Annotated in this window: 12 protein-coding genes; 4 read left to right on the top strand and 8 right to left on the bottom strand. The window is 39.7% G+C overall.

Annotation, left to right across the window (positions count from 1 at the left end; genetic code table 11):
* The first annotated feature begins 220 nt into the window (after positions 1–220).
* From ABRT01_RS12465 to ABRT01_RS12455, 3 genes are read left to right on the top strand one after another with little or no spacing between them, the layout of a single operon-like run.
* Positions 221–595 (top strand): GntR family transcriptional regulator, encoded by a 375-nt coding sequence (locus ABRT01_RS12465; RefSeq protein ID WP_269410099.1) that lies wholly within the window; start codon positions 221–223, stop codon positions 593–595.
* A gap of 2 nt (positions 596–597) precedes the next feature.
* The gene (locus tag ABRT01_RS12460) at positions 598–1,473 is read left to right on the top strand and encodes an ABC transporter ATP-binding protein (RefSeq protein WP_269410100.1); all 876 of its coding nucleotides are present in this window, start codon (positions 598–600) and stop codon (positions 1,471–1,473) included.
* Positions 1,457–2,074, top strand: a complete 618-nt coding sequence (locus ABRT01_RS12455) for an ABC-2 transporter permease (RefSeq protein ID WP_269410101.1) — start codon at positions 1,457–1,459, stop codon at positions 2,072–2,074. The genes ABRT01_RS12460 and ABRT01_RS12455 overlap by 17 nt, the downstream gene beginning before the upstream one ends.
* Before the next feature lie 411 nt (positions 2,075–2,485).
* On the opposite strand, the gene ABRT01_RS12450 is transcribed toward ABRT01_RS12455, so the two are convergent.
* Entirely contained in the window at positions 2,486–4,618 is a 2,133-nt protein-coding gene (locus tag ABRT01_RS12450; RefSeq protein ID WP_269412600.1) for an ATP-dependent Clp protease ATP-binding subunit, read from the bottom strand.
* Between the two features lie 375 nt (positions 4,619–4,993).
* Here ABRT01_RS12450 and ABRT01_RS12445 point away from each other — a divergent pair, with 375 nt between their 5' ends.
* A complete protein-coding gene (locus tag ABRT01_RS12445; RefSeq protein WP_269410102.1) occupies positions 4,994–6,025 on the top strand; it encodes an LCP family protein in 1,032 nt (343 codons plus the stop codon).
* A 247-nt stretch (positions 6,026–6,272) separates the two neighbouring features.
* On the opposite strand, the gene mbcS is transcribed toward ABRT01_RS12445, so the two are convergent.
* From mbcS to ABRT01_RS12410, 7 genes are all read right to left on the bottom strand, one after another.
* A complete protein-coding gene (gene mbcS / locus ABRT01_RS12440; protein ID WP_269410103.1) occupies positions 6,273–7,853 on the bottom strand; it encodes an acyl-CoA synthetase MbcS in 1,581 nt (526 codons plus the stop codon).
* Positions 7,854–8,084: 231 nt separating this feature from the next.
* Positions 8,085–8,882: a delta-lactam-biosynthetic de-N-acetylase gene (pdaA, locus tag ABRT01_RS12435; RefSeq protein ID WP_367747570.1), complete on the bottom strand. Its 798-nt coding sequence runs from the start codon at positions 8,880–8,882 to the stop codon at positions 8,085–8,087.
* Between the two features lie 111 nt (positions 8,883–8,993).
* Positions 8,994–9,794, bottom strand: coding sequence for a YfkD family protein (locus tag ABRT01_RS12430; protein ID WP_367747567.1), 801 nt, complete (start codon positions 9,792–9,794; stop codon positions 8,994–8,996).
* Positions 9,795–10,008: 214 nt separating this feature from the next.
* The gene (locus ABRT01_RS12425; RefSeq protein WP_269410106.1) at positions 10,009–10,401 is read right to left on the bottom strand and encodes an OsmC family protein; all 393 of its coding nucleotides are present in this window, start codon (positions 10,399–10,401) and stop codon (positions 10,009–10,011) included.
* A 287-nt stretch (positions 10,402–10,688) separates the two neighbouring features.
* Positions 10,689–11,381, bottom strand: a complete 693-nt coding sequence (locus tag ABRT01_RS12420; RefSeq protein WP_367747563.1) for an amino acid ABC transporter permease — start codon at positions 11,379–11,381, stop codon at positions 10,689–10,691.
* Positions 11,382–12,218, bottom strand: coding sequence for a transporter substrate-binding domain-containing protein (locus ABRT01_RS12415; protein WP_367747560.1), 837 nt, complete (start codon positions 12,216–12,218; stop codon positions 11,382–11,384). It lies immediately after the preceding gene.
* A 157-nt stretch (positions 12,219–12,375) separates the two neighbouring features.
* The gene (locus ABRT01_RS12410; protein WP_269410109.1) at positions 12,376–13,197 is read right to left on the bottom strand and encodes a YihY/virulence factor BrkB family protein; all 822 of its coding nucleotides are present in this window, start codon (positions 13,195–13,197) and stop codon (positions 12,376–12,378) included.
* Positions 13,198–13,325 lie beyond the last annotated feature (128 nt).

Raw genomic sequence — 13,325 nt, 5'->3', positions numbered from 1 at the left:
CATCCTTTTTATGAATTGATGTATCATAGTTTTTTCATGTTTGAAGCGTATTATGATAGAGAGTAGCTATTTTCTTGTTTAAAATTGCATTACAATGCTCTACATAACTGTGGCATCATTTTAATTTTTCAAGATAACCATAATTTTTTATTGTGTATAATGTATTTGTTGTATATAATGTATATATTACTTGGTGACTGTTACAAAAGGGAGGACAAAGATGCAAATTCTGATTTCCAATAGTTCCAAAGAATCCATTTATTATCAAATAAAAAGTCAGGTCAAAGAAAAAGTACTATCGGGCGAATTAAAAGAAGGAGATGCCCTTCCCTCAATGCGTCAGTTGGCAAAAGATCTGCATATAAGTGTCATTACGACCAAGCGTGCATATGAGGAGTTGGAGAAAGAAGGATTTATTTATTCAATCGTAGGAAAAGGTTCTTTTATCGCGGAACAAAATGAAGATGTCGTGAAAGAAAAGAAATTGGCAACCATTGAGGAGAAGTTATTAGAAGTCATTGCAGGCAGCAAAGAGATAGGGTTGTCACTAAAAGAAATCAAGGAATGGTTAACCATTTTGTATGAGGAGAGATAAAGATGGAGCATGCTATCGAATTACGGAATGTACATAAATCATTCAAAAGCTTTGGTATCAAAGATTTGTCATTGCAAGTAAAAAAGGGATTCGTGACAGGTTTTATCGGTGCCAATGGAGCCGGCAAGTCGACTGTTATCAAAATGATCATGAATTTGCTTCATCCTGACTCTGGTGAAATCCGTGTGTTGGGTATGAACTACAAACAAAACGAAAAATCCATTAAAGAAAGAATCGGATTTGTTTTTAACGATGATATGTTATACAAAGAATTGACATTACGTGATATGAAAAAAATGATCGCTCCTTGTTACCGGAGATGGGACGATCCTTTGTTTTACCAATATTGTGAGCGATTTGAACTTCCACTCAGACAAAATATGAAATCTTTTTCAGATGGAATGAAAGTGAAAGCCGCTCTCGCATTTGCATTGTCGCATCAAGCAGACCTTCTTATTATGGATGAGCCGGCCGCGAACCTCGATCCGATTTTTCGCAGAGAATTGATGGAGCTTTTGCATGACGTCATGCTGAATGAGGAAAAAACTATTTTTTTATCGACCCATATTATGAGCGATTTATCTTCCCTTGCCGACTATATCACTTTTATTGATCAGGGAGAGCTCGTCTTTTCAAAAGGATTGCCCGAAATAGAAGCGGAATATGCAATCGTTCGTGGCGAAGTGGAATTGCTTGATCAGGATACCGAGCAATATTTTCTATCCATTAAACGGACGGATAGCGGATTTGAAGCTTTAAGCGCTAATTTTGAGGCGGTCGATGAATTATTTGGTTATGAAGCAATCATTGAAAGAGCAAGTTTGGAAGAGATTATGTATTATTCCCGGGGAGGTAAAGCGGATGCTTCAGTTAATTAAAAAAGATTTAGCCATTCATAAATTTTTATGGATCATATATTTTGCAATGCTCATCTTTTTTATAGCCTTTGATAAAGATGCCATATTCATTATCACCTTAATCAGCGCCTATTTAATGATGGACGCATTTTATGCTGATGAGCAAGCGAATGGGCATAGATTATGGAATGCTTTGCCATTTACCCGTAGTGAGGTTGTCAGTTCCAGGTACGCTGGTTTACTAGTTATAACGTTCATCTGCTCAAGTGCAGTCATGGTGCTTGAGCTAATTTTTAAAGCCGGCTGGAATATGTCACTTTGGAAAGAAGTGGTCGGTAGTGTGGTCTTGATGATGTTTTTAGGAGCATTATGCTTTCCTGTTTTCTATTGGATTTCAAAGCAAAAAGTTATTTTCACATTGCTTATATTGTACGTTCTCCTTCACATAGCGGGCTCGTATGCATTCTACTATCTGTATCTGTACCTGTTAGATACGCGTATTGTTCCTCAAGTATTAAGTAATGGGCAGTTGTTTGGCTCCGGTTTCGTGATAGCTATATGTTTGTATCTGCTGTCTTGGAGGCTTTCCATAACAATTTACAAGAGAAGGGAGATTATATAATGGTCGATGATTTATGTTGTAAGACAGAAACTGTGTCAGGAAAAAAACCTTCCAAATGGCGTTTTACTTGGTTGATGAATCTACTCTTGTTTGCATTTTTTCAAATCGTTTTTATTTTATTTGATGGCTCTAAAATTTGGATCATCTTGGGTTTAAACAAAAAAGGTGAGTGGGTCGTTTCAAAATTACATATGCTTTTTGACAAGTTTCCAATGTATCATACCGAACAATTAAACTATTTCACATTCGTCTGGATAATGATTTTGATATTACACGGCATCGTATGTACGTTCGAGAAATTATCGCAGAAATTTAATAATGCGAGAAATCAGTAAACCCTTGTTTAATAAACTGTATGTAACAAAAAATCCTGCCCCGATGTTTGGGACAGGATTAACAGTAGGTTATTCATTATGCTTGTTGAACCGTAATGGCATCATCCACTACATCAACATTTACTTTTTTCACATCTTGATTTTCCAGTAACAGATCGGTTAATTGGTCTTCTACTTTATCCTGGATGACTCGGCGTAATGGTCGTGCACCGAAACGACGGTCATAACCAAGCTTGACTAGCGCTTTTTTAGCGGCATCTGTTACAGCAATATCGATTTTATTTTCTTCCATGTTTTGTGTTACATCGTTCAGCATTAAATCAACAATCTCAAGTAAATTGTCTTCGGTTAATTCATTAAACGTAATGATCGAGTCAAAACGGTTTAAGAACTCCGGTTTGAAGTATGCACTTAAGTTTTCCAATGTGGTTACTGCTTCATGCTCATTCCGGTTAAAGCCGACATTGATTTGTTTGTCACCTGTACCGGCATTACTTGTCATGATAATCACAGTATCCTTGAAACTTACTGTACGACCATGGGAGTCGGTTAAATGTCCGTCCTCCATGATTTGCAGGAACATGTTTTGTACGTCTGGATGTGCCTTTTCGATTTCATCAAGCAAGAGAATCGAATATGGATTACGACGCACACGCTCGGTCAATTGTCCTGCTTCTTCGTGACCTACATAGCCTGGAGGTGAACCGATGATTTTCGACACGGCATGTTTTTCCATATACTCACTCATGTCGAGACGAATCAACGCATCGCGCGAACCAAACAATTCTTCAGCCAGTGCTTTGGTTAGTTCTGTTTTACCGACACCAGTTGGACCAACAAACAGGAATGATCCGATTGGACGATATTTTGATTTCAGTCCGGCACGGCTCCGGCGAATCGCTTTGGCAACTTTGTCTACTGCATGTTCTTGTCCAATTACCTTTTTACCAAGATTTTCGGCAAGATATTTCATTTGTTCTTGTTCATCTTTTTGCAGCTTGGTAACTGGAATACCTGTTTTTTCTTCAATGATTAATTGGACATCTTCCAGACCAACATCAGTTACTTGTGCTTCATCTTTTGCTTTTTCCAGTTGTTTTTGCAATTGAATTTCTTGATATCTTAGATGTGCAGCACGTTCATAGTCTTCTTTTTCAGCGGCTTGTTCTTTTTCCTGTGTCACTTCTTTAAGTTTTTGTTCAATAGAATCTGAGTCTTTTTCCGCATTGGACAGGTTTAAACGTGAACCAACTTCATCCATTAAGTCGATCGCTTTGTCTGGCAAGAAACGATCTTGGATATATCGTTGTGATAGTGTAACGAACGAACGGATAATATCATCTGAATAACGGACTTCATGGAATTTTTCGTAGCGGTCTTTGATACCTTTTAAAATTTCTACCGCCTCTTCCACACTTGGTTCTTTGACAATGATTGGTTGGAAACGACGTTCAAGTGCTGCGTCTTTTTCGATTTTACGATATTCTTTCAAAGTTGTTGCACCGATTAATTGCAGTTCACCACGGGCAAGTGCTGGTTTTAAAATGTTACCGGCATCCATCTGTGATCCTTCTGCAGTTCCGGCGCCAACTAACAAGTGAATTTCATCGACAAACAGAATAACGTCTGGTCGTTCCTGAACTTCTTGAACCAATTGTTTCATCCGTTCTTCAAATTGACCGCGAATTCCTGTATTGGCAACCATGGAGGCTACATCAAGTAAATAGATTTCTTTGTTCATTAGTTTGGTTGGTACATTACCTTCTGCAATTCTCACGGCTAGGCCTTCCGCAATTGCGGTTTTACCAACACCAGGTTCGCCAATTAAAACCGGGTTGTTTTTATTACGACGGTTTAACGTTTCAATGACCCGTTTCACCTCATTATCACGGCCAATGACTTTATCAACCAAACCAGCACGAGCAGCTTGTGACACGTTCTTGCCTAATTGGTCGAGCAATCCATTGCCACCATTGCCTTGAGCTGTCTGGGTTCTTGCACCCGCCTGGCTTTGACCGTTTCCTTGGAAGAAGTTCTGACCAAATGCGTCTTGGCCACCAAATCCGGAGAAAAAGCCGGATGGATTCATCATTTTTCCTTGTATTTCTTCAAAACATTGTTGACAAACATGCATTTGTACTTTTTCATTGTTTATCTGCATTGATACATTAATATTTGCTGGACGAATACCACAGTTTTGACATTTCATCATGCCATTCCTCCTTGTGATTTCTTATATGACTAGGTATTTATCCGCCTAGCCAAGATCAATTTTGACTTTGACTATCTTTGACCTTGTAACTACATTATACTCTGACCTTCTTTGACTTTCAAGGGGTTTGATTAATTTTTTGGGCTTTTTTATAAATCTATAAACCCTTGATAATAATGGGTTTATTTCTCTTTTCATTATACGTTATTCCCGTTTAACCTGATCGTTACACATCGATGAAACATCAAAATTCAGTTCAAAAGGTCAAAAGGGTCAAGATTTTGCATTGTTAAGTTTTACGTTTTTACATATAATAAGGATTAACGACTTTCTACATATTATATAAGTACAGATCGATTGGGGTGATATATTTTGGATGAGTCACGTACACAACGACATGAGCGAAAGAAAAATGGAAAATGGAAAAAACGAATCATATGGACCCTTCTCATTCTATTTATTATTGTTGTCGGTGCGGGAAGTTATCTATTTTATCAGGCGTATCAAGCGGCAAAAGGTTCCTATAAGGATTTAAACCGGCCCGGGGAACGATCAGCCCTCCGCCAAGAGGATGTCGCAATCGGCAAAGACCCCATTTCGATTATGCTTATAGGGTTGGAAAATTACGCGACCAAAGGCGAACATGGCCGGGCGGATACGCAAATGATCATCACCCTTAATCCGCACACCGACAAAATGACCATCACATCGATACCACGCGATACACAAGTGGAATTACCTGCTGAAGGTGCCGGACAATATGCTGGCATTCACAAAATCAATGCTGCTTATACGTATGCCTCCATCACTGGGTATGATCCAAATAAATTCACGGTAGAAACAGCGGAACGATTGCTTGATATTCCGATTGATGAATATGTAACAGTCGATTTTGACGGTTTTCGTGATATCGTCGATGCCCTTGGCGGGGTGACTATTAATATAAAAAAAGGTTTTTGGGAAAAAAATATTTATAATCATGATAAACGCATCTATTTCAAACCAGGTCCAGCCAAACTAAATGGCGAAGAAGCTTTAGCCTTTGTTCGTATGCGGAAACGAGCGGTCAATAGTGAATATCCGCGTGAAGAACGACAGCGACAATTTATCCAAGCGACTGTTAAACAAGCAATTTCGGTAGGGACCATCTTTAAAATTGGCGAGATTTCTGATATTCTCGGCAAGGATGTGGAAACAAGCTTGTCACCAGGGGAAATCTATGCCTTGGAAAAAGCATATTCATCGATTGATGCTTCGGGAATTGAAACGATTTCGATTGATGGATCTGATCAAATGATTGGCGGTGCTTCCTATTTCATTCCGACCGATCAGGGATTGGCTGATGTTAGCAGGAGGTTGAAACAGGAATTGGAATTGCCGGTGGATAATGAAACAACGCAATAGTAATGCGAAAATCCCAAACATGGTGGAAAGAACCATGTTTGGGATTTATATATATCGAATAAATATGAATGGAAGTTATTTTTGTTTGTGTTATCCCAGCTTTGGCGGATTTTGTCCCGACTTTCGGGTGCGCTCTCCCGTTCTTTACAGGTTTCCTCCCGTCTTCCAGGTAACCTCTCGCGAATTAAGTAACTTTCCTAGCGGGGGCCCTCTCCTAATTCAATCGTTTTGAGGTATGCCCCTTCTTTTAATTGATTTTTGCTTTTTCCTTATTCCGCAATTCCACCCGGCGGATTTTACCTGATGTGGTTTTCGGCAATTCCTGAACGAATTCAATCGCCCGTGGATATTTATATGGGGCGGTCTGCTCTTTGACAAAATCTTGCAATTGTTTTACCAGATCAGGATTATTTGCATCAACCCCATCTTTCAAAACAACAAATGCCTTGACTATGTTTCCTCGTATTGGATGGGGGCTTGCCACAACGGCACACTCCTGAACATCAGCATGTTTAACCAAAGCATCTTCCACTTCAAACGGCCCAATGGTGTAGCCGGAACTCACAATAATATCATCACTGCGGCCTTCAAACCAAAAATAACCATCATCATCTTTCTTTGCTTGATCTCCTGTTACATAATATTCTCCCCGATGCGACTTTTTGGTTCGCTCTTCATCCTTATAATATTCACGGAACAATGCCGGACAGTCATTTTTTACAGCAATATCGCCGACTACCCCAGGGGCAACCGGTTGACCTTCATCATCAATAATCTCGACATCATTTCCCGGCGTTGGTTTTCCCATGGAGCCTGGTTTCACCTTCATTCCCTCCATGAAACCCAATAACAATGTGTTTTCCGTCTGACCGTATCCATCTCTTACGGTTATATTAAAATACTTGCGGAATGTATCAATAACTTCCCGATTGAGCGGTTCACCGGCAGACACAGCACTACGAAGCTTCGAGAGCTGGTATGCCTCCAGGTTGTCCGCTTTTGCCATAATCCGGTATTCGGTTGGAGTACAGCATAAAACGTTAATCTCCTGATCCTGCAACAGATTTAAATAGGTTTTGGCATCAAATTTTCCATGATAGACAAAGCCCGTTGCACCAGAGCCGAGCACCGATAAAAACGGACTCCAGATCCATTTTTGCCAGCCTGGACCCGCCGTTGCCCAGACCTTGTCGCCTTCTCTGATACAGAGCCAATTTTCCGCTGCAGTTTTCAAATGGGCATATCCCCAACCATGGGTATGTACGACACCTTTTGGGTTGGCGGTTGTTCCCGAAGTATATGGCAAAAAAGCAATATCGTCCCTGGTTGTGTCGGCGATTTCCAACTGATCAGAGGCTTCATCTTTGAGACGATCAAGATAGAGCCATCCTTCAACCGGTTCCCCGACAACAAACCGTTTTAGCTGGTCATATTCATGAATTCCCTCATATTGCTCAACAAACGGAAAGTAACTAACAACCGCACGTACCTCACCATGTGTAATTCGGTATTGCAAATCTTTTGTTTTTAACATTTCCGAACTTGGAATAATAATAATTCCCGTTTTTAATGCTGCCAAATAGACTTCATAAGCGGCGATCAATCGTGGAATCATGACTAATACTTTATCCCCTTTTTTCAAACCGTTATCAAGGAATACGTTGCCAATCCGATTCGCATTTTGCATTAATTGCGCATATGTTTTGCGTTCATAATTTCCTTGATCATCCTGCCAAATTAATGCCTCACGATCTGATACTTTGGCATAGCGTTCCATTTCCATTACAATATTATAATTTTTTGGAGCAATGAGATCTTCCCTGTTCATTCTTAGTACCAACTCCTAATATAAAGTATAAATTTATTATAACAAACGTTGCGAAAATTTGATACAGGAAATTTGTTTGGCATGAAAGAGATCTGATTGATGCTTCTGCCTAATGTGTTGATATGCGCGCTTTGTTCTGGTCGATTAATAATGTATATCGTATAAAATGCAACCAAATATTTTAGGGCGAGAGAATATTCTCTCGCCCTAAAAAACTGCCGTACCTGTATTTTATAATCCGTAAATTGCTTTTGGCAGGTTATTTTTAAGCACTAAATCGTTTAGGCTTTTTAATTGGTATCCCTGTTTTCTTAATTCCTTAATGATTTTGGATAGCGATTGGGCATTATCAGATGATACGGTGTGCAGCAAGATAATTGCCCCTGGGTGAATCTGTTTCATGACCTGATTATAGGAATAATCGCCGCCTTTTTGTGATTTGGTATTCCAGTCTGCAAAAGCAAGCGACCAGAAAATATGAACATACCCCAAATCATTGGCCCATTTTAAGGATTGTTCATTAAATACCCCTTTTGGCGGCCGCATAAAGGTCATCTGTTTTTGATCGGTAATTTTGGCTACCTTTGCTTCTAGTTCCTCAAGCTCTTTTTTCATTTCTGCTTTTGTCAGTGTCGTTAAATCGGGATGATGATAGGAATGGTTACCTACAGTATGTCCTTCATTCACCATTCGTTTGACAAGTTCTGGTTCGCTGTCCACATAATGCCCGGTCACAAAAAACGTTGCCGGTACTTTTTCTGCTTTTAATACATCCAGAATATCATCAGTATAGCCCTGTTCATAACCATTATCAAAGGTTAAATATACAACCTTGTCACCAGATTCATCGGCATAATAGGCGCCATATTGATGTAATATGTCGCGATAATGGCCGATTTCCGGAATTTTATGTTCATCATTCTTTTTATATCCCCAACCAAAGCTACCGGCATGAACGGTTGTGTTTGCCTGCAACATGGTAGTTGCAAATAATATCAGGGATAACATTGTCATTATAAATTTTCGCATAACAACCCACCTGTTTTTTCTTAGCTTTTCAGAAAGGCTGCTATATTATGCAAAAACCTCCTTAACCTTTTGTGTTTGCCTTTCAAAAGGGTCAAAGAGGTTTGAGCAGTATTAATGTAAATTAAATGCAAAAGAAACGTAATCCTGAATCGGTGCCCAGGCGCCAATACCTTGTTTGGTTACATTTTTGATGACAATTGATTTTTTACTGCCTTTTAATTCGAGATAGACTTCACCAAATGTGACCTGCCCTTTTTCACTAACCGCTGGCGCATATGCCTTTAATGTACCTGCTTTTTCTGTCGGTACCGAATAAGTATTTTCTTTTTTGGTATTTTTGCCGATAACTGTTTTATACGCCAATGGCAATTTTGTTTTGTCTTTTGCTTTCTGTAACATCATTTTCTTTACTTGATCCGGTTCGGAAATTTTGTTCGTTAGTGCACCTTCCACTTCTTTTTGTTCCTTTTGGATATAATTCACCTTTTGGTTTTGATCGCCACCGACATTGTTCAGTTCATTCTCATTAATTTGCTGGTATTCCCAGTTAATTGTTGTTTCCTGTGACTTATAATTTACCGGCCAGCGTCCCAGATAAATCATACCGCGATACCCTACCGCCATAAATGATGGTTTCACTGTTGTTTCATTCAACATCTTAATCAAATCCGGATTTTTAATCGGAACATCCACATCTTCAATTAATTCTTTTGTCGCTTTACTGGGCTCCACGATTTCTTGATCTTCCGTTGAATTCGGGAAGGTGTTATCCTTGGAGATGTTCAATGCATGGTTTGGCACCTTGAAATCATCTTTGGATTTTTTCTTTTCCGCGGCAAAACTATTTAGTGGAAACAGTAATAAACATACCATTACGATAAAGACAAACTGATATACGCTCTTTCGGTTCATGTGCCCCATTCCTTTCCATTTTACCTTAGTTTCCTCGGACACATGAAATTTATACTTGCCGGAAACTTTTCAGATAAAAAATACCCGAGCGAATTTTCGTCCGGGTAGATTTGTAATGTATCATGCGTTCACAGACTGTTTATCTCCAACTTGCAAATTTTTGATTTCCTCGCACGCTCCGAGATAGAAATATTACAGTCTATAAATTTTCACTTTATTTGCTCAACTCAATAACGTGCAGTTTCTCTTCAATGGCAATACTATCTTCCACTGAACGGATCATGGAACAATTTTTCCGGGAAAGTTCCAGATTACGTTCCAATTTGTCTGCATTCAAGCGATGCCCTTTAATCGTAAAGGTCAGTGCAACCCTTTCGATACGATTGGCCACATCCGGATTACGTTCCACGTCTGCATGGACGATTAAATCTTCATAATCGGTACGCTGTTTATCCAATATTTTTCGAAAAACAGAAGCACTGCAACCTGCAATCGAGGCGACCATTAATTGGAATGGGCGAAATCCATATTGTTCATCACCTGAAACCGACAATGTTCCAAATTCAAATTCACTTCGCATACCATTATCTTTTAAATAAAAATCCATATAATTCCCTCCGATTCAGATATATTTCCTGTTTTCATCATATCGTAAACTCCCAATTAATTCACATGCCATGATTGATCTTTTATAAAAAAGGCTTGCGTTATTTTTTTAACGCGGCTTGATCGAATGCTATGTTCGCCCAATCAACTTGCAACCTGGCTTGACCAACTTTTTGCGTTCCCGATCAACTTTTGGCCTGATCCGATCAACTTTCCTGTGTTTTCGATCAACTTTTAAAACGCCCCGCCATCACATTCTTTTGGTGATGGTACAGTCTGCTATCGTCATTAAATAAACTTGCTATATCGTTTTTCCAATCGATCTTGTAAGTAGGAAATAAGCATGCAAATTGGCCAGTAAATCAATGCGACCAGAATATACATCGTCATTGAATCATATGTGCGTCCCGCGACGATTTGTGCTTTCTGAAATAGTTCGGGAACGGTAATTACTGCTGCAAGTGATGTTGCTTTTACCAAGTCCAGGTAAACATTCGTAAGCGGTGGGATGGCAATACGAATGGCCTGTGGTAAAATGATATGCCACATTGTTTGCCAGTATCCCATATTCAATGCTGTTGCGGACTCCCATTGTCCACCCGGTACACTGCTTAATGCAGACCGGTTGATTTCTGCAATATAGGCAGCACTATTTAGCCCGAATGCCAATGATGCCGCTAAAAAGGCCGATAACTGGATCCCGATCACTGGCAAGCCGGAGTATAAAATAAACAGGAAGACCAAAATTGGTGTACCACGCATGAAAGAAATGTAGACACGTGCCGGCCATCTGAGTATGATTCGTCCTGATCCACGTGCCAGCGCCAGGAAAAATCCCAATACCAGACCAAGTGCCATACCGATAAAGGAAACTGATAATGTTGCCGGGATGCCGCCTAAAAGAAATGGCAAGCTTTCCCATGCCAAATGCCAATCAAACAGCTTGTCCCATTGAATCTGATCAATTTGCCAAGTAAACATCTACTCGATACCTTCAATGTCGGTAATATCTGCATCCGGCTTTTGGGAAACATCCTCGCCTGCAAAGAATTTCTCGGATAAGGCAGTGATGGTGCCATCTTGTTTCATATCTGCTAATGCCTGATTCACTTTTTTCTTTAATGTATCAGCACCTTTTTCCATCACGACATGTTGTGTATTTGGATAAAATTTTAAATCAGGCTGAATGGAAATATCCAAATCCGGAAACGCCTCTAATGCAAGTAATTGTAAATAATAATCATTAATAACAACATCCGTTCGACCATTTGCCACATCCCGGAGGTAAACATCATTGGTTACGTTCCCATACGTTTTCACCTCGGCACCATATTTCCTGGCGATATCACTGTACACCGTTGTCGCGGCGCCACCGGCTTTTTTGCCCTCTAAATCTTTCAATGATGTAAAGTCATCCACTTCATCATCCCGCACAATCATCGTTGCGTAGGAGTATTTATACGGTTTACTATAAGTGAAATTCTTCTTGCTTTCTCCCCTTAATCCTGCCTGGGCAACATCAATTCGTCCCGATTTTAACGAGGCGAACATAGCATCAAAACTTAATTCCTCAAACTTTATATCCAAGTTTAAACGTTTACCAATTTCCTTCATGATCTCTACATCATATCCTGTTAATTCGTCCGATCCCTCTGGATAATAAGAGGTTGGATAAAGGGTTCCCGGCGTACCGACCACCAGTTCACCACTATCTTTTATCTTTTCCCAAGCTTCATCCATATCTTTATCACTGGATTTGCCACAGGCTCCAAGTATAATCAATACACAAGTGACTAAAATAATCCCCCTTACTCGCAATCTTTCTCCCCTCCTGTATGTACTATGCAATTTACAAAATGATTGTAACAGGTTCAACCAAATAAAACAATATATCAACAAACCTGTATTTATATATCTGTTTCTGTGTTATAGTTCCGGGATAAAAAGTAAAAAAGCAGCCACTTGTTTGTGACTGCTAAACCCGCTGTATTCGGTTCATAATCGTTGCATTGATGACACCGCCAATGATGATGATAATACCGGAAATATAAAACCAGATCATCAACACGATAACTGCACCAAGACTGCCATAGGTTGCGGAATAATTGCCAAGTGTATTGACATAATAGGAAAAAGCCAATGAAACCAATTGCCAGCCAATCGTCGCAAAAATTGCCCCCCAAATGGCCTGTTTAAAATAAATTTTCGTATTTGGCGCCAATTTATACATTAATATGAGCACAATAAAAATGATCACCGAAGAAATGACCCAGCGCATCGCCGACCAAAAATAAATGAAACTGTCGGTGGCACCAAATAATGAGAATAAATATTCACCAATCATTTTCCCGAAAATCGGAAGCAACAGTGATACACAAATAACCACCACCATCGCAATCGTCAACACGATCGAGATCAGCCGGCCAAACACAAATGATCGATCTTCCTCAATCTCATGGGCACGGTTAAATGCCTTCATGACTGCTTTAATTCCATTGGATGCAGACCAAAGTGTACCAATAATCCCGATCGACAACAGCCCGCCATTTTGATTATTTACCAATTCGCTCATATTGCTGGTAATTAAGTCAGTGATATCCGCCGGTGCATATGTTTTGATGAAGTCCATCACTGCATCTTCATCTATTGGTAAATACCCAACCAATGTCACCAAAAATAACAGAAAGGGGAAAAGGGATAATAGTAAAAAGTAGGCAAGTTGTGCGGATAACCCAAATACATCATCATCCAAAATCCGCTGAACTAGCTTTTTTAAAAATGGCTTAGCCTTTATCATCGAAAGTCTATCCCCCCTTTTTCACCAATTAGTGGATGTTCAAAAAGTCCGGTAAAAATGACATGCCCCTGCAAAAGGGGTATGCCGACGCCTGAGCGCAAGCCCGTTTTTAGTCGGCCTTCCTTTGA

The sequence above is a fragment of the Lentibacillus sp. L22 genome (assembly GCF_040812445.1).
Classification (GTDB): Bacteria; Bacillota; Bacilli; order Bacillales; family Amphibacillaceae; genus Lentibacillus_C; species Lentibacillus_C daqui.
The sequence above is the reverse complement of the archived record's forward strand: the minus strand, read 5'-3'. Positions and strand labels throughout refer to the sequence as shown.

Coding starts and splice junctions, on each gene's coding strand:
- ABRT01_RS12465 (WP_269410099.1), top strand. CDS start 221: ATGCAAATTCTGATTTCCAATAGTTCCAAAGAATCCATTTATTATCAA.
- ABRT01_RS12460 (WP_269410100.1), top strand. CDS start 598: ATGGAGCATGCTATCGAATTACGGAATGTACATAAATCATTCAAAAGC.
- ABRT01_RS12455 (WP_269410101.1), top strand. CDS start 1,457: ATGCTTCAGTTAATTAAAAAAGATTTAGCCATTCATAAATTTTTATGG.
- ABRT01_RS12450 (WP_269412600.1), bottom strand. CDS start 4,618: ATGAAATGTCAAAACTGTGGTATTCGTCCAGCAAATATTAATGTATCA.
- mbcS (WP_269410103.1), bottom strand. CDS start 7,853: ATGAACAGGGAAGATCTCATTGCTCCAAAAAATTATAATATTGTAATG.
- pdaA (WP_367747570.1), bottom strand. CDS start 8,882: ATGCGAAAATTTATAATGACAATGTTATCCCTGATATTATTTGCAACT.
- ABRT01_RS12430 (WP_367747567.1), bottom strand. CDS start 9,794: ATGAACCGAAAGAGCGTATATCAGTTTGTCTTTATCGTAATGGTATGT.
- ABRT01_RS12425 (WP_269410106.1), bottom strand. CDS start 10,401: ATGGATTTTTATTTAAAAGATAATGGTATGCGAAGTGAATTTGAATTT.
- ABRT01_RS12420 (WP_367747563.1), bottom strand. CDS start 11,381: ATGTTTACTTGGCAAATTGATCAGATTCAATGGGACAAGCTGTTTGAT.
- ABRT01_RS12410 (WP_269410109.1), bottom strand. CDS start 13,197: ATGATAAAGGCTAAGCCATTTTTAAAAAAGCTAGTTCAGCGGATTTTG.